This is a genomic window from Paenibacillus vulneris (assembly GCF_039543185.1).
In the GTDB taxonomy this organism is placed as follows: domain Bacteria; phylum Bacillota; class Bacilli; order Paenibacillales; family NBRC-103111; genus Paenibacillus_S; species Paenibacillus_S vulneris.
The window spans coordinates 73,145-87,933 of the sequence record NZ_BAABJG010000022.1 but is presented as its reverse complement, the minus strand read 5'-3'; the positions used below and the strand labels follow the sequence as shown (position 1 = coordinate 87,933).

Annotated in this window: 18 protein-coding genes and 4 tRNA genes; 19 read left to right on the top strand and 3 right to left on the bottom strand. The window is 45.0% G+C overall.

What is annotated here, in order from left to right; translation table 11 throughout:
* The first annotated feature begins 1 nt into the window (after nucleotide 1).
* The 6 genes from ABEA66_RS20255 to ABEA66_RS20230 all read left to right on the top strand — a co-directional run bounded on the left by ABEA66_RS20255 (nucleotide 2) and on the right by ABEA66_RS20230 (nucleotide 4,008).
* On the top strand, nucleotides 2–1,255 hold the full coding sequence (locus ABEA66_RS20255; RefSeq protein WP_345590251.1) for an efflux RND transporter periplasmic adaptor subunit: 1,254 nt from the start codon (nucleotides 2–4) through the stop codon (nucleotides 1,253–1,255).
* Nucleotides 1,256–1,285: 30 nt separating this feature from the next.
* The gene (locus ABEA66_RS20250) at nucleotides 1,286–3,010 is read left to right on the top strand and encodes a hypothetical protein (protein WP_345590550.1); all 1,725 of its coding nucleotides are present in this window, start codon (nucleotides 1,286–1,288) and stop codon (nucleotides 3,008–3,010) included.
* 465 nt (nucleotides 3,011–3,475) lie between these two features.
* Nucleotides 3,476–3,640 carry a hypothetical protein gene (locus ABEA66_RS20245; RefSeq protein ID WP_179135985.1) on the top strand — a complete coding sequence of 55 codons (165 nt, stop codon included), beginning with the start codon at nucleotides 3,476–3,478 and terminating at the stop codon, nucleotides 3,638–3,640.
* Between the two features lie 82 nt (nucleotides 3,641–3,722).
* Nucleotides 3,723–3,799, top strand: a tRNA-Met gene (locus tag ABEA66_RS20240).
* A 12-nt stretch (nucleotides 3,800–3,811) separates the two neighbouring features.
* Nucleotides 3,812–3,888, top strand: a tRNA-Ile gene (locus ABEA66_RS20235).
* Nucleotides 3,889–3,922: 34 nt separating this feature from the next.
* Nucleotides 3,923–4,008: transfer RNA gene (locus ABEA66_RS20230), tRNA-Leu, on the top strand.
* A gap of 147 nt (nucleotides 4,009–4,155) precedes the next feature.
* On the opposite strand, the gene ABEA66_RS20225 is transcribed toward ABEA66_RS20230, so the two are convergent.
* Nucleotides 4,156–4,482, bottom strand: coding sequence for a hypothetical protein (locus ABEA66_RS20225; protein WP_345590249.1), 327 nt, complete (start codon nucleotides 4,480–4,482; stop codon nucleotides 4,156–4,158).
* 32 nt (nucleotides 4,483–4,514) lie between these two features.
* The gene (locus ABEA66_RS20220) at nucleotides 4,515–5,213 is read right to left on the bottom strand and encodes a pirin family protein (protein ID WP_079910426.1); all 699 of its coding nucleotides are present in this window, start codon (nucleotides 5,211–5,213) and stop codon (nucleotides 4,515–4,517) included.
* 151 nt (nucleotides 5,214–5,364) lie between these two features.
* Here ABEA66_RS20220 and ABEA66_RS20215 point away from each other — a divergent pair, with 151 nt between their 5' ends.
* The 12 genes from ABEA66_RS20215 (at nucleotide 5,365) to ABEA66_RS20160 (ending at nucleotide 13,555) form a co-directional block, all read left to right on the top strand.
* Nucleotides 5,365–5,754 (top strand): VOC family protein, encoded by a 390-nt coding sequence (locus ABEA66_RS20215; protein ID WP_345590246.1) that lies wholly within the window; start codon nucleotides 5,365–5,367, stop codon nucleotides 5,752–5,754.
* Nucleotides 5,755–5,836: 82 nt separating this feature from the next.
* Nucleotides 5,837–6,985, top strand: coding sequence for an acyltransferase (locus ABEA66_RS20210; protein WP_345590244.1), 1,149 nt, complete (start codon nucleotides 5,837–5,839; stop codon nucleotides 6,983–6,985).
* 193 nt (nucleotides 6,986–7,178) lie between these two features.
* Nucleotides 7,179–7,397, top strand: a complete 219-nt coding sequence (locus tag ABEA66_RS20205; protein ID WP_345590242.1) for a hypothetical protein — start codon at nucleotides 7,179–7,181, stop codon at nucleotides 7,395–7,397.
* A gap of 82 nt (nucleotides 7,398–7,479) precedes the next feature.
* Nucleotides 7,480–7,686 carry a hypothetical protein gene (locus tag ABEA66_RS20200; RefSeq protein WP_345590239.1) on the top strand — a complete coding sequence of 69 codons (207 nt, stop codon included), beginning with the start codon at nucleotides 7,480–7,482 and terminating at the stop codon, nucleotides 7,684–7,686.
* Between the two features lie 208 nt (nucleotides 7,687–7,894).
* Nucleotides 7,895–8,191, top strand: a complete 297-nt coding sequence (locus ABEA66_RS20195; RefSeq protein ID WP_345590237.1) for a hypothetical protein — start codon at nucleotides 7,895–7,897, stop codon at nucleotides 8,189–8,191.
* Between the two features lie 111 nt (nucleotides 8,192–8,302).
* Nucleotides 8,303–8,527, top strand: a complete 225-nt coding sequence (locus ABEA66_RS20190; RefSeq protein WP_144027846.1) for a helix-turn-helix transcriptional regulator — start codon at nucleotides 8,303–8,305, stop codon at nucleotides 8,525–8,527.
* Nucleotides 8,528–9,132: 605 nt separating this feature from the next.
* Nucleotides 9,133–9,951 (top strand): polysaccharide deacetylase family protein, encoded by an 819-nt coding sequence (locus tag ABEA66_RS20185; RefSeq protein ID WP_345590548.1) that lies wholly within the window; start codon nucleotides 9,133–9,135, stop codon nucleotides 9,949–9,951.
* Nucleotides 9,952–9,963: 12 nt separating this feature from the next.
* On the top strand, nucleotides 9,964–10,824 hold the full coding sequence (locus ABEA66_RS20180) for a class I SAM-dependent methyltransferase (RefSeq protein WP_345590546.1): 861 nt from the start codon (nucleotides 9,964–9,966) through the stop codon (nucleotides 10,822–10,824).
* Between the two features lie 24 nt (nucleotides 10,825–10,848).
* Nucleotides 10,849–11,373, top strand: coding sequence for a GNAT family N-acetyltransferase (locus ABEA66_RS20175; protein WP_345590234.1), 525 nt, complete (start codon nucleotides 10,849–10,851; stop codon nucleotides 11,371–11,373).
* A 280-nt stretch (nucleotides 11,374–11,653) separates the two neighbouring features.
* Nucleotides 11,654–12,019: a PadR family transcriptional regulator gene (locus ABEA66_RS20170; protein ID WP_192702639.1), complete on the top strand. Its 366-nt coding sequence runs from the start codon at nucleotides 11,654–11,656 to the stop codon at nucleotides 12,017–12,019.
* A complete protein-coding gene (locus ABEA66_RS20165) occupies nucleotides 12,009–12,767 on the top strand; it encodes an HAAS domain-containing protein (RefSeq protein WP_345590231.1) in 759 nt (252 codons plus the stop codon). The genes ABEA66_RS20170 and ABEA66_RS20165 overlap by 11 nt, the downstream gene beginning before the upstream one ends.
* A 299-nt stretch (nucleotides 12,768–13,066) precedes the next feature.
* Nucleotides 13,067–13,555 carry a hypothetical protein gene (locus ABEA66_RS20160; protein WP_345590229.1) on the top strand — a complete coding sequence of 163 codons (489 nt, stop codon included), beginning with the start codon at nucleotides 13,067–13,069 and terminating at the stop codon, nucleotides 13,553–13,555.
* A 29-nt stretch (nucleotides 13,556–13,584) separates the two neighbouring features.
* Here ABEA66_RS20160 and ABEA66_RS20155 read toward each other — a convergent pair.
* Nucleotides 13,585–13,656: transfer RNA gene (locus tag ABEA66_RS20155), tRNA-Val, on the bottom strand.
* Between the two features lie 184 nt (nucleotides 13,657–13,840).
* Between ABEA66_RS20155 and ABEA66_RS20150 the strand changes: the two genes are divergently transcribed.
* Nucleotides 13,841–14,782: a hypothetical protein gene (locus tag ABEA66_RS20150; RefSeq protein WP_345590227.1), complete on the top strand. Its 942-nt coding sequence runs from the start codon at nucleotides 13,841–13,843 to the stop codon at nucleotides 14,780–14,782.
* Nucleotides 14,783–14,789: the final 7 nt, after the last annotated feature.

Below are 14,789 nucleotides of genomic sequence, written 5' to 3'. Positions count from 1 at the left end.
AATGAATCCGACATTTGCAAAAACGCTAAAACAAAGCACCAAAGTCATGGGGGCCGTAGTCATCAGCTCGGCACTGATCGCGGGGTGTACTTCCAAGCCTGCGGCTCAGCCCGAGGCAAGTGCAGCTGAAACGAAAATCAAGACCGTTAAAACAGCCAAGATTGAAAAGAAAAAAATCGGAGATCCACTCGAGCAGGTAGCCGACGTGGCCTCTTCCATTCAAGTGGATGTCGTGAACAAGGTTGGCGGCGACATTCTGGAAATATTGAAAAAACGGGGAGACTCGGTAGAAAAGGGCGAGGTTATTTTCCGGATCGATCCTACCGACGTGCAGCTGCAAAAGGAAAGAGCTCAAATCTCGCTAACCGGCAGCCAGCAGCAATTGGTGAAATCCAAGGAGGATTTAGTCAACTCCCGGCAAGAGCTTCAGAACGGGATCACCAAGCTGGAAACCTCAATAAAGGATACTGAGAAAAATTACAGCAAAATGCGCAACGACTACGATATGGGGCTGGTCACCAAGTACCAGCTGGAGCAAATGGAAAGTCAGCTTAACAATCTTAAGCTTGACCTGGAAAACTCCAAAGCAAAGCTGAAAACTTTGGATACGACCAATTCTTTATCCCAGGTGGAGCAGTCGCTGCAATCTTCTGAGCTATCCATCCGGGAAGCGGACCGGACGTTATCCAATATGGAAGTAAAGGCGCCGGTAAGCGGTGTGTTGACGGATCTCCCTATCGAAACAGGAATGACGCTGCAAGCGGGCTTCCGAGCGGCACAGGTTCAGCAGCTTGATCCGATCAAGATTAAAGCGGAGCTGACGGAGGATGCGGCGAACATGATCCGCGGGAAGCAGGAGCTTACCTTCTACGTACCGGGCACGACCGATAAGCAAACAGCCAAGGTGAGCTATTTGGCCGATGTGATGAGCGCTCAGTCCAAATCGTATTCCCTCGAGCTTGAAGTGCCGAATGCGGACCGCAAGCTGAAGCCTGGCATGAAGGCTCAGGTGCTGCTGTCCGAGGAGAAGGACCAAGTGGTTGTTACGGTACCGACCTTGAGCGTTGTACGTGAGGGTGGAGATACCTTCGTATTCGTCTTGGCAGGCGACTCGGTAGAGAAGCGTAAGGTTCAGCTTGGCCGTCTGAACGAGGCGGAGCAGGAAGTGATCTCGGGAGTGAAAGAGGGGGAACAGCTCGTCATCTCCGGGCAGAATCAGTTAAAAGATAAGGAAAAGGTAGAGCTTGCGAAATAATCGCATGAACTGGAGGAGAACCAAGTGAAAATGTACTGGAAAAAGACCGTAACATCCGTCGTCATTACGACCTCGCTAATGACAACAGGCTATACCGCGCTGGCTGCGGAACCCACAGAAACAGCTAATCTGGCGGCTCCGGCTGCTTCTTATACCCTAACCGATGCTTTGAGCGTGGATATCAAGAGTGTATTGAACGAGCATGTACTCGAAGGCACGAGAATCGGCGTTGTCGTTCGCATGAAAAACAACAGCGGAGCCATTACCCGGGTTCCTGAATACGAGCTTCGCGTCAAAACCGCTGACGGAGTCGAGTACACGCTGCAGCCCAGCGCCTCGAACCCTAAGTCTATCCAACCAAGAGCCAACACGGAATTGAGCTACATGTCTGTAATTGACAGGACGGACAACGTGACGCTGTCCGAAGTGAATTGGACCGATGTCGATTATTATGTATATCCGAAAACGGAAACTCTGATTGTAGCAGCTCCGATCGCCGGCCAGTCCTGGAAGGGCAGCGATATGGCGATCACCGATCCGATGGCCGTCAAAAAATGGGGAGAGACCTTCAAAATCGCATCCTTCGAGTCTCCCCTGGTATACACTCCCGTTAGTATTGAGAAGGAAATGACCGATAAAGGAACGGTACAAGTTGTTCAGCTGTTAGTGAAGAATCCGTCGGAGGGAAGGGAGACGCTGCCGGACTTCACATTGGATGGCAAGTCAGACACGCAAGTGTATGCAGGCAAGAGAGTCGAGCAAGGAGACATCGTGCTGGAAGCCAAGGAACAAAAATATATTCATTACGCTATTTCTACCGATAATGACACGGTGCTTTCAAGCATCAACTTGCTGACACCGGAGAAGTTTGCCCAATCCGGAAACGGCGGACAGCCCACTTTGGTCAATTATAACGTCGGAAGGCTGAACATCTTACTGCAGTCTACTGGGGCAGGTACGGCTTATCCGGTTTATCAGATGGGCAGCGCCATGAAATTCGACAGCTTGAGCGATTTGATTCATCCGAACATGCAGGTATCCCTGGTAGAGTTTCATATGGATGCTAATGAAGAAGAGGGCTCAAAGAATGTAACCGCCAAGTTTAAGTTAACTAATAACAGTGATATGCCGATTGCGGTTCCGGAATTCCAGACGGATCTGGTCAGTGCTGACGGCTATACGTATAGCGGTAACCGCCAACTCATTTCAACCAAAAGCGTACTGCCGAACTCCAGCCTGGTTGTCTCTTATTCTTATACACTACCGAATTCAGAGCAGGGTAACGGGCTTGCATTAAAAGTACAGGATACCCAGAAGGCAGCTCCGTACAAAACAACGATTGCGGCTTATAGCGTTGTCCTTCAGCCGGATGAGCCGGAGAATGAATTTAAAGTATACCCATTTGGGGCAAAAGTAACCTACTGGACGATCACGCCTATTTTCAACCGGCTGGGCAATTCGCTAACCTATTCTTACAAAGCTAGATTTGATCTGGAGCTGACCCGCGATGAATCGGTTCAGGTTGATCCAAGCTTTTCCAAGCTGCAGTTTGAGATCTATGATTCTATCGGTCGGTTGATAGGTACAACGACTGGCAAGTTTATCGGTGCGGGAAGACTTGTAACCGGGGAAAATAACATTATTTTCGAATCCACGACCGAGCAGTTTGAACGACCTCTGACGATTCGCGTCTATGAGCTGTTTACTACACAAGCCGGTGAATCCAAACGTTTGCTTGGTGTATTTAAGCAATAATCCATATATCATCAAGGAGGCTGCCTTCGGGCAGCTTGAGTCTGTCGAGAAACCTTGTTTTGCGAGAACTTTGCTAAATATGGAGGTGGGGTATTCCTCGGAAGAGTTTACGTCCGCCTTTGAAACCCGTGAAAATACAACTAAATCTGATCCCTTTCACGGGTTTCAACAGCGGCTGGAGGGGCATACCCCACCGCAGTTTATTAGCAATAGTTCAAGCCTTATAGGTTTCTCGACAATCTGAGGCTGCCTTCGGGCAGCTTCTTTTTTTCTTAGAATATCATTATGAAATATCGGAAAGTTCGCAAGGTGCGTGAATCAGCCCAAAAAATTATCTCCTATATTATGGTTTTGTTGAGTAAATGTGGAGAAATAAAAAGAGGCGGGATGGAAAATAAGCCAATTGATTTTTGGATATGCTATATACTAACACACTGAAATATGAATTAATCGGAGTGAACGAACATGAATTGGGTATATTGGGCTAAGCTGTACGAAAGCAAATTTCAGGCCGGCTGTCTTGCCAAGAGAATGGAAGAGGATTGGTGGATTTACGGCTACGAGTGCCCTCAAGAGGTTGAAGTGTACCGCTCCAAAAAAGGCCGTTTTGGGGTCCGTTACATCGTATAAAATTTTTTGTTATTTTTTTCTTGACAACTCTTCTATCTATATTGTATTATTGAGTTCGTCGCTAAGACAACTAGCCAACTAACGCGGGGTGGAGCAGCCCGGTAGCTCGTCGGGCTCATAACCCGAAGGCCGCAGGTTCAAATCCTGCCCCCGCAACCAAACCCATCTTGTGGGCCCTTAGCTCAGTTGGTTAGAGCGGTCGGCTCATAACCGATTGGTCGGGGGTTCGAGTCCCTCAGGGCCCACCACCATTGCAATTTGATCGTGGTCATCATCATGTTTGCCGGAGTGGCGGAATGGCAGACGCACAGGACTTAAAATCCTGCGGGGGCGACCCCGTACCGGTTCGAGTCCGGTCTTCGGCACCACAATCATTCCATAGCGTACATAACAGTCCCGTATGATTCATGCAGCAGCGTGAACCTTACGGGATTTTTTATTGGAGCAGGCCTTGAACTCGTTCCCCTATAAGGGCTTCCTGGGAAGCCCTTGTTCGCTTAGAGAAAAGCGGATGATCAAATTTTCTCGTTATTGTATTCCATTCTGGTATCCACCTGGATAGTCCACTTGCGCGAATCCAGGTCATAATGAATTTGAGGCTTATCTTTATCATAAAACCAATATTTCCGAATAGGCTTACCAGGCTCTTCAAAAAAATAAAACAAATTAAGATTCCATATGTTATTCTCCACCAATGCGGCCGCCTCCGGCTCTACATCCTCGACTGTAAAGATCCACTCGCCTTCTTTTCCATCGAGAGAGAATGACTTTTGCTTCCCGCTGACATCGAACAGCATACGGCTGCCGATAGCATGCTTAATATAAAAATGAATTTTGGACATCCTCTTGTTCACTCCCCGGCTTTATGACCTTTTTATGGCAAATCGATGAGCAGCAGCGTCGCACCTTGCTCTGTATTCAACGACAGATCGGTTTCATGAGTGATTCTAGCCGCATCCCGGCGGTTCAGATGATTCGACTCGTTAATAGATAAAGAGCCCTCTATCACGAAGATATACGTTCTGCGGTCCGGCTTTTGCCGGAATGTGATCGATTGTCCAGGATCCAGCTCCGATAAATACATCGTTAGATTTTGATGAATGTGTGCGATATGAGGTCCTGATGCGTCCGAAACGATAGGAAGCAGCCGATTTTTCATTAGAGCAGGATCATAGCTCGTCGTTTCGTAAGAAGGCTCTAACTGCCGCTGATTCGGTGTGAACCATATTTGCAGCAGCTCTACTTCCTCATCTCCGGGATTGACTTCCGAATGGATAATGCCGGTCCCCGCCGTCATTCGCTGGATGCCACCGAAGCCGGTGACTGCCTTGTGCCCCGTGCTGTCTTCGTGCTGCAGCTGGCCTCTCAATACAATGGAGACAATCTCCATCTCGCGGTGGGGATGAGCGCCGAAGCCTCGATGTCCTGCAACCACATCGTCATTAAAGACGCAGAGGGGGCCGAATTCGGTATTCTCCGGATCGTAGTAATCTCCGAAGGAGAAGCTGAAATTGCTTTGAAGCCAGCCGTGGTCGGAAGAATAACGGGAATCGGCAGGATGGATTTGTATCATGGGATTCACTCCTTTACAAAATATAGTTGCTTATCTTTAGTATATAGAAAGGGTGGAACAATTTCAATGATTGTCATCCGGTTCTTTTTTCGATAATATGGACCATGATTGATAAAGAATTCCATTGGAAGTGAATGAGGAGGATGTGAATATGGCAAGAACCAAAATGGAGCATGTCGGCGTTATGGTAACCAATTTGGAGTGTTCTATTACTTTTTATCAAGAGATAGTAGGACTGACCTTGAAGGATACGCTGATTCATTCCAATGGCGTAATGAGGCTTGCATTTCTTGGCTTCGGCCAAGCAGGCGAGACGGAGCTGGAGCTGATTGAAGGGTACAATGACGGGCTGCCCGTTGAAGGGAAGGTACATCATATTGCCTTCACTACAGACGATATCGAAGAGGAATTCACGAGAATCCAGTCGCTTGATGTGAAGCTTATCGATTCGGAGATCACTACACTGCCTAACGGCTCGCGGTACTTCTTCTTTCACGGACCTGACGGGGAATGGATCGAATTTTTCCAATCGACAAGATAACAAAGCTTAGGATTCATGTGTGATATACTAAGGAGGCTGGTTTTTCACAAACCGCTAAGCAACCAAGAGGAGTGAAAGACCTTTGTCCAAGCAGGCAAGAGTTGAGGAAATTCAATATTTACGCGGCTTTGCTTTCCTGGCCGTCGTGCTTCAGCATGCGATTGGTCATTACGCTTATTTGCCCGAAACGGGGCTAGATAATGGCGCTGTACTCGGACTGCTGCTTATAGCGGCGAAATTTGCCGTACCGATCTTTATTTTCATTACCGGATTTGTCTTGTTCTATAATTATAGAGACAAGGTCCCCTTTGTTCCTTTCATCCGCAAAAGGTTTAAAGATATCGTGCTGCCTTATTTGATCTGGTCTACCTTGTACGCGATCTTTTTTGGAGATTTGGGTGCCGAATGGCGGGATGTAGGCAAGCGGATTCTGCTTGACTGGGTGACGGGGAAAGCATCGTACCATCTTTGGTACGTTGTCATGAGTATCCAATTGTATCTTTTGTTCCCGCTCCTTCAAAGAGGTGTGCTGCGCATTTGGGAGATAACCAAGCCTTGGATGCTTAGGGCTGGCTTTATTCTGTTATGCCTGGCCTATATCGGCTTGACTACGAAAATAGGTGACATAAGTTCTGCGGCCGAAAGCTGGCATCTTCCGGTTGTTACGCCCTTGTTCACCGAATACGCGGATCGTAATGCATTGTACTTTTTGCTTTATTTTATTATGGGCGCCGCAGCCGGTCTGAATATCCGGTACTGGAAACCATGGATGATGAAAACAAGAATGGTCTGGCTCTCGCTGTACCTTCTTTGCAGTCTGGTATTATTCTACAAGATTGTTCACAGCTTTCCGACCGGCAGCGGCTACGTGATTCAGTACAATGCGACATTGCTGCTTCAGCCTTTTATGGTCGTATTTCTGCTGCTTTCCGTCATAGCCATGTGCATCATGGCGGTTTGGCTGCAGGAAGGGACTAGCGATGCGCTTCGCAGGACATTCCATTATTTGGGCAAGCATTCCTATGGAGCTTATTTGGCTCATGCATTAATGCTTACCTTCGCAACCGGTGCGGCGGATTATATGCTTCCAGGGGGAAATATTTCGATAAGGACCGTAGCGGCCTTCCTTCTATGCGCATTCTTATCGGTGCTGACAGCGGTGGTGTTGAGCAAGCTGCCTATCGGCCGATGGCTGGTTGGGGCCCCCTCTCCCCGCAAGAAGATAGCCTAAGCTGCCGCTTTTCCAGTAACATTCGCAAAAGCCGAGTCTTCGTCAGAAGGTTTCGGCTTTTGTTATATACTTTTTGATTTGTGCAGCTTGCTGACAGTTGGGATTTATAGCATCCATGCAACATTTACCATTGCATAAGCCAAGTCCTCTCAGGATATAATGGAACATATGTTCTGTATGGAGGGATGGCAGGTTGTTCAAGGAGCTTAAAAGGTATGCAGGCCGACATGTGCACATCATCTACTGGGATCGGAAGGGAGCTATGACCCAGCGCCGGATTTGGATTCAAACGGTTGACGACATGCTGCTGCGTGCTTATTGCTGTGAGCGGCAAGCGCCAAGGGTTTTTGCCGTGAATCGTGTATTGGCGGTTTTCCCCGCTTATGGAGAAGCTGTTTCATCTAGAAAATAATAAGCGCTGCCGTGCTTTATGCGGGTACAATCCGGCTTCCGCCTACATAGTATACATCAACCCTAGTGTTGAGGTGATCGCTATGAGTGGCAAAAAAGTCAAAAAGAAAAACACTCCCGTTTCAAGCATTGATAAAAACAAGTTCAATATGAAAATCGTTACCTCTGATGTGTGCAGCCGATGCAGAAAATGCGAACGCGGACTCCGTTACCTGGAAAAAATGTTTCAGCCAGGCGCAATTGGAAAAGGAGTTCCCTGTATTTTAACGAAAGGTAAGGCATATGTCTGAACAGTACAGGTGAGGGGGTCCGTAAACTGCGGACCTTTTTTTGGTTTTTGGAGAAATAGGGAGTACGTGTAGCAGCTTACTTGGTAGAATCCGGTCCCGCTTTGATAGGATCGAAGTCTATTTTTTTCTTACATATATTGACTGCGAACAAATGTTTGGTATAATAGAAATAGAACAAGCGTTCCTATTAATGAGAGGGGTGTATGCTATGAATTCGAAAAAAGTTAGATTTATTGAACGAGACTATTACAGAACGTTGATGGTTAACAACAGCAGCTATTTAAGCGATAGTCAGATCGACAAAATCCTTGACGCAGCCGGCACGCAATGGGCAGATCTCACTTTTAAATTTTTCGATGACGGTTCCTTAACCATCATTGACAATGATACGGATCAGCATATCCCTCTCAAAGAGTTGAAGGGAGCCGCTTATGATTTTTATGTAAGGCAAAGAATATCCATGATACGTACGAATCTGGAGAACAAAATTCTGCAGTCTGCTTGATGGCTAGGTTTAACGGCAGGATGCTGCTTCATCATATAAGTCCCTTTTCTTTGTCCGTTTAAATACGTTATAGTTATGGGAAACGATGTAATCAGGGAGAAGGGTTGCAGAATGACGACAGAGTTCAGCATCAAATTGAAGCAGCTGAGGATGCAGCAAGACATCTCATTACGTAAGCTGGGGGAGAAAGCGGGTGTAAGCTACTCTATTATCAATTCAATTGAGAACGGGAGATTTCAGCCGACTCGGGAGACGGTAATCGCAGTAGCTAAGGCTTTGCGTTATGAACCGGTCACTGATCTCCTGGTTCTTGCGGGTTACCAGGACGAACTATAAGTAGGTCATTGTGACTACGAAATTCGACAAAAACTTCCAAACTCCAGTATAATAGTAGCAGATAGAGAGAGGAGAGACTTCCTATGTTACTAATTTGGAATGTTATAGGCTTGATTTTATTAGGTGCACTTCTATACTTATCCCTTAAAACACTTCTGCAAAAGGTGGATTAGACGAACAAGATGCAGCAAGATCAGCATAGGCCAATATGTAAAACGGAAGATCAGGAAACCTTAAGACTTAACAGATTGATGCGCGAAATCAAAAAAATAATAAATCATAAACAAGAACAGAGCATCATAAAGAGGTATATTCGTTACAGGAGGAAGCCAAAGACGAAACCACAGGGATGGTCATAGACCGCTGTTTATATGCTCTATATAGATGATTCATGGGAAAGTATGTGTTCGAATGAATGCGGTGAAGGGTTCACTAGCATTCTTTTTTATATCTTAGTTGCTAAAAGATACTTTTTGAAATGGAAAAATAATGATAATATTGTAAGAATATAGAGAAATGGTGTATAAGCGGATAAGGGACCTTTCCGAGTGGTAGATGAGAGCATTCCAATTCCTGCATGGTCAGAGAGGTGTAGTAGATTGAGAATGGCGTTTACTGTGGATGTTGAGGATTGGTTTTGCAGCCCGGAGTTATCCCTAGATGAATGGGAACGTTACGAAATCAGGTTGGAACGGCCGCTTCATCACATATTAGACCTGATGGAAGAGCGGAGTGCCCACGGCACTTTTTTTGTATTGGGCTGGATAGCCGAGAAAAGGCCGGATCTGGTGAAGGAAATCGCTCGAAGAGGCCATGAGATCGCATCGCACGGGTACTCCCACCGTCTGGTATACCATCAATCGGCCGATGAGTTCCGAGAGGATATCCGGAAGTCCAAGCACATATTGGAGCATATCACTGGCGAGCAGGTCCTTGGGTATCGGGCACCTTGCTTCTCTATAACGGAAGCGGCTTTGGATATATTATCGGAGGAGGGCTTTGTCTACGACTCCAGTATCATTCCGAATACACTGAACACCTCTTATTCCAAATTTAATTTAGCCCCATCCTTGCTGACTCCTTTCCGGATAAAACGGAATCTATGGGAAGTTCCGATGCCTGTTTTACCTGTGGGCAGGCTTAACATCCCGTGGGGCGGCGGAGGCTATTTTCGAATCTACCCCTATTGTCTCTTCTATAGCGGGGCCCGATCGATTATCAAAACAAACGGTTCGTTTATTTATTACACGCATCCGTATGATCTCGATGAGGGTCAACCGCAAATTTTCAATTCATCCTGGATTAACAGCCTCAGGAGATATTACGGTTTAAAAAATACGGCAAACAAAATAAGGCGCCTGCTATCTCATTTCACGTGTACCTCGATCCGCGAATATCATCCTGTCATTTTCGAGAGGAAGTAAACCGTTGTGGATATGAAAGCGCAAATTCTGCTGAACAATGGACTGCTGCGTAGTGTAGCCTCTATTTATGCCTGGCAGGAAGGATTACAGCTTAACGGAACATCCGGTTTGCTTGAAGAAAACAAGCAAGTTCTCTTGGCTCATCGGATTGTATCGGAAGATTTGAAGCTATTGGACAAGCGATTCGGCTACACTTGTTATGAGCATTACCGTCAGAACCTCGAGCCGGAATATTTTGATACCTTGTTAATGAAGGAATCGATACATCGTGAATCCATATTAGATCTTTGCTGTGGAGGAGGCGCGACCATTCGGGCGCTGCTTAATCATGAGCCGCGGATCATCTATGGAATAGATTCAGATGCGGAGCAGCTGCAGCTGCTTCAATCAGTCTACAGCTCCATGAGGGGGATGAATACCCAGCTTGTCACCAAGGTGTCCGATGCACATAGCATTCCGCTCGATAATGAGTGCGTTGATATGGCAGTCTGCCGGGTTGCCTTGCATTATTTGAATGAAAATCTTGTGCTGACCGACATTTACCGCATCCTTCGCCCGCATGGAAAGCTGTTTTTGCTTGTTCATGGAATCGGCTATATCTATCATTACTTGTTTACTAGAAAAAGGATTTTTAGCAAACAGATGATTCACTTTCTCTATAATCATGGGGTACGACGCAACCCTATATCACACTCCCTAAATCAACGTTCGAGCGCAAAGGTGCTCACCATTCGTCAGGTAAAACGGCTCCTTGCCGATTCGGGATTTGTGAATGTGCAGGCTTACACGCACAGCAGCATGATGATATTAGGGAAGCTTCCCGTATATTTCGCCGTTGTTGCTGAGAAGTCAAGGACGAAAGATACGAGATGATAAGAGATGAAGGAGAGATAATCTGTGGCAGAGCGTGTTGAATTAGTGAAACCGACGGCAGATTGGCAAAACGAATACATGGAGTTTTATCTCGAATGGAAGCGCAGCGGGGAACATATGGTTCCGTGGGTTATAAGTAAGGATCCTTCCGATTTTCAGGGGATGCTGCGATCCCTTCAAGATAATGAGAAAGGCGATAACTTGCCCGAACACTGGGTCCCGGATTCTACCTATTGGCTGGTTACCGAATCCCAAAAAATCGTAGGAGCAGTGAACATCAGGCATCGCTTGACGGATAAGCTTCTTCAATCCGGCGGCCATATCGGATATGGCATTCGTCCATCCGAACGGCGTAAGGGATATGCAACAAAGCTGTTGTCGTTAGCGCTGAATAAAGCAAAGGATTTAGGGATTCAGAAGGTTCTAGTTGTCTGCGATGCTTGGAATATAGGGTCGGAGAAAACGATTCTATATAACGGCGGGATCGAGGATTCGAGCTATACAGAGGAAGACGGCAATATAATCAAGCGATTTTGGATTGAAGTATGAGCAGAGCGGGGTTACTAGTCGTTCTAAATGGTTTGTGTTATAGCCATTTCTACATTCAGATGGGGTTAAATGCTTTTGAAGTGTCCTATCCTTTCCTGGAGGGTGGGCACTCTTTTTCTTTTAATTAAATGATTCCCAATATTTTTTTAGGAACTCTTCGTGGTTTACCTTGCATTACAAGACTAATAAAGTTATACTAACTACATCATTATCATGTAATGCAAGATATTTTACAGTTATATATCTTGTATTGCAAGCTACCGGAGAGGGGGGGAGATATTTGTCATCAACAACACAAATGCTAAAGGGTATTATTGATGGATGTATACTGGCGATTATTGGAAAAAAAGAGGTGTATGGATATGAATTGGCAGAGGAATTGGGCAATTGTGGGTTTGAGTCCTTTAGTGAAGGGACCATTTATCCATTGTTGATGCGGATGCAAAGGGAAGAATTAGTTACATCAACACTAAAAAATTCAACAGCCGGACCAAAAAGAAAATATTACTCACTAACAACTAAGGGTGAGCAGGAATTGAAAAATTTCGTGGAACGTTGGACCGCGCTGCAGAACAATGTTAACAGAGTATTAGATTATGGGTCAGATACAAAGTTTGCAAAAGGAGATGAGATGGTTGAAGAATGAATTACAGCTTTCTAAAAAGAGCCGAGATTTCTTAGAAAACTTACGGCTATACTTATTTTCGAGTGGAAAAAATTCCGATGAAATCGAAGATATTGTAACAGAGTTAGAAATCCATTTATCAGAAGCCGAAAAAAATGGTAAACCCATCGAAAAAATTATTGGTAAATCACCGAAAGAGTATATGAAGATGGTTTCTAATGAAATGACCCTTGACTACCGAACATGGTTCAAATACATTTGCATCATCGTTTTCGGGTCGTTTTCATTTACGGTTTTCCCTGATTTATTAGAAGGCAACCTTTCTTATTCCGTCTTGGAAATTTTCGGGCATATTGTAATTGGCATTATATTTATTGCTTCTATTTTCACTGGATTTAAATATATTGCTTCAGTTCATCTATCTATCAAAAAGCAGGGAATGATCATATTCGGTATAGGGATACTGCCAATCGTTCTGTTTATTGGTTTAATCTACCTAAATAGAGCCATCGACACTCCCGTCATTCATTTTGGCCATACGGGGAGCTTGATTATCGGCGTAATCACAGCACTGTTGATAGTAGGCGTATCCATTTGGGCAAAATCATGGACTCTAATCATTATCATGGCATTGTTAACATTGCCAGATTATTTACTTAATCTAACGCCACTTCAAAATGAAACTCAACTCATCATAAGTACGATTATAACCTTTGGTGGAATTGCCATTTACCTTTGGATATTATCTAAATCGGAAAAAAGTAGATGAGGATTGAAATCTGTAACTACAGACTCGTGGAAACTTAAATCAAACCCTTATTTTCATTATAATTTCCACGAGTGTTTTCGATAGCTATTATCATTTATATTTTGATGAACGTATTATAGAAATTAAACATAGTAAAATAACTATTGGGGAAATGATGTAGATTGTTGTCTGGGTAACGCTTGTGTCATTTGGACTAACGGTAATCAAAAGAATGACACTTGTTATTATGGTTAAAAAACTGGTTATATTGTCACTTTTCATTTAATCAACACCTTTCTTTTAAAGGGGAGATGCCATTGTTGGATAAAGAATTACTATTTACTCTTGATAGAGTTCCAAAAGGTCAAAAAGACATCATAAAAAATCAATACATTGAAAAATTCTTCTCAACAAATGGTGAGTATTACGAAAATTATGTAAATGTCGGTGATGGATATTACCTTTGGTGCTGTTTTAAACAGCAAGGCCAGATTTATACTTTCTCCGTCGAAGAGTTTGGAATTGAAATGGATCGTACGGCCGCAAAAGATGTGTTCCTGTTCTGGGATCACCACATACTACCGGATCTTATGGATTTGGGGCGGAAGGAGTTGTTCACTTGTTCAAGGCAATTTTTAATTGATAATGTAAAAGCTTTTCCGCGTGATTTTTACGTATTTGATAATACTTTAGAGTGGACAATCATTATGACTCACGAGTATCAGAATGAAACAGCGGATGGAGATAATGGGTTCGTCATAAACCAAAATGAGGAGCAAAATAAAAATAGACAGCAAGAAACCCCTTAATTAATAAGGGGCTTCGCTATACATCGTTATGACCTGTGCTGGGTTCGAACCAGCGACCCCTACCCTGTCAAGATAGTGCTCTCCCGCTGAGCTAACAAGTCTTATTAAGTTCGTCACCTCATCAGCGACAAGTATTAATATACCAAGATATTGGGTCCATGTCAACGGTTTGCATAAAAAAATATGAAAAGTTTACTTTACGGGTTTGTGATGAAGATTGCAGCACGCAATCCGATACCTTATGCTATAATATTAGGATATCAACCTAGTGAAAGAAGGTACAGGATGAGGGAGTTTCAACGGTCATTTCAACCTATTCAATTGCAAATGCAGCAGGAGCCGCTCCAAGACGAATCCATCGATTGGGGAAGCAAGGAATGGGGTACTCACCGGTTTCATATTCGCCAGCTGGTGACTCATGCCGTCGATCAGCTGCAGGTGAAGGATAAGGCGGTTGTACTCGGGGCGGGGACTCACGGGGATGTTGATTTACCTGAGCTCGCCAATCAATTTATGCAGGTTTTGGTGCTTGACACGGAGTCCAATGCTCTGGAAGATATTATAGAGTCGAGCGGCGGATTATTATCTGGTAAAATGAAGTCTGTTACCCATGTAGACTATACTTGCTTGGATCAGGTGCAGTTCTACGAGACTTGGGAAGAAATGCTGTTGAACCAAGCTCCCGCCGCTGAGATGGCGGCTTATATAAAAGATTGTTCGTTTCGAGTCCGACATCGCGAGGCCTTCCCGCAATGGAAGAAGAGCTTCGCTCTTGTTGTGTCATCCTCAGTACATACGCAGCTGTTTTATATTCATGCGCTGACCCAATTTGCGGGGTACGCCGATCAATATGAAGAAGCGGATGTTCGTCTGGTGATCGAGGCGTTAGCGTATCTTCGCGACAGTCTCGTCACGGATTATAACAAGCTGTTAAGCACGCTGCTGAAGCCGGGCGGCAGGCTGGTGATGTGGTCGGATATGATTCGGCTGGACGAGCATAATGAAGCATTGCTTGAGACCTTGTACCAATTGAAAACAGAGGAAGAGCGGCTTCGCTTTTTGTTCCAGGCCTTCGGTCAGTATGGTATGGAAGCGGCCGTCCTCGGCTTGAAGGATCTTCATGATCAATTGCTGCCGGATCACCGTTTGTTTAAGTGTTGGGTTTGGATGTCAGATCAGGATAAGAAATATATTACGGCCGGCTTTTCCGGTACGTTTCGCGGATAATCTCATT

Bases quoted from the DNA above. Each gene is read 5' to 3' on its own strand.
- ABEA66_RS20255 (WP_345590251.1), top strand. From the start codon at position 2: ATGAATCCGACATTTGCAAAAACGCTAAAACAAAGCACCAAAGTCATG.
- ABEA66_RS20250 (WP_345590550.1), top strand. From the start codon at position 1,286: ATGTACTGGAAAAAGACCGTAACATCCGTCGTCATTACGACCTCGCTA.
- ABEA66_RS20245 (WP_179135985.1), top strand. From the start codon at position 3,476: ATGAATTGGGTATATTGGGCTAAGCTGTACGAAAGCAAATTTCAGGCC.
- ABEA66_RS20225 (WP_345590249.1), bottom strand. From the start codon at position 4,482: ATGTCCAAAATTCATTTTTATATTAAGCATGCTATCGGCAGCCGTATG.
- ABEA66_RS20220 (WP_079910426.1), bottom strand. From the start codon at position 5,213: ATGATACAAATCCATCCTGCCGATTCCCGTTATTCTTCCGACCACGGC.
- ABEA66_RS20215 (WP_345590246.1), top strand. From the start codon at position 5,365: ATGGCAAGAACCAAAATGGAGCATGTCGGCGTTATGGTAACCAATTTG.
- ABEA66_RS20200 (WP_345590239.1), top strand. From the start codon at position 7,480: ATGAGTGGCAAAAAAGTCAAAAAGAAAAACACTCCCGTTTCAAGCATT.
- ABEA66_RS20195 (WP_345590237.1), top strand. From the start codon at position 7,895: ATGAATTCGAAAAAAGTTAGATTTATTGAACGAGACTATTACAGAACG.
- ABEA66_RS20190 (WP_144027846.1), top strand. From the start codon at position 8,303: ATGACGACAGAGTTCAGCATCAAATTGAAGCAGCTGAGGATGCAGCAA.
- ABEA66_RS20185 (WP_345590548.1), top strand. From the start codon at position 9,133: ATGGCGTTTACTGTGGATGTTGAGGATTGGTTTTGCAGCCCGGAGTTA.
- ABEA66_RS20180 (WP_345590546.1), top strand. From the start codon at position 9,964: ATGAAAGCGCAAATTCTGCTGAACAATGGACTGCTGCGTAGTGTAGCC.
- ABEA66_RS20150 (WP_345590227.1), top strand. From the start codon at position 13,841: ATGAGGGAGTTTCAACGGTCATTTCAACCTATTCAATTGCAAATGCAG.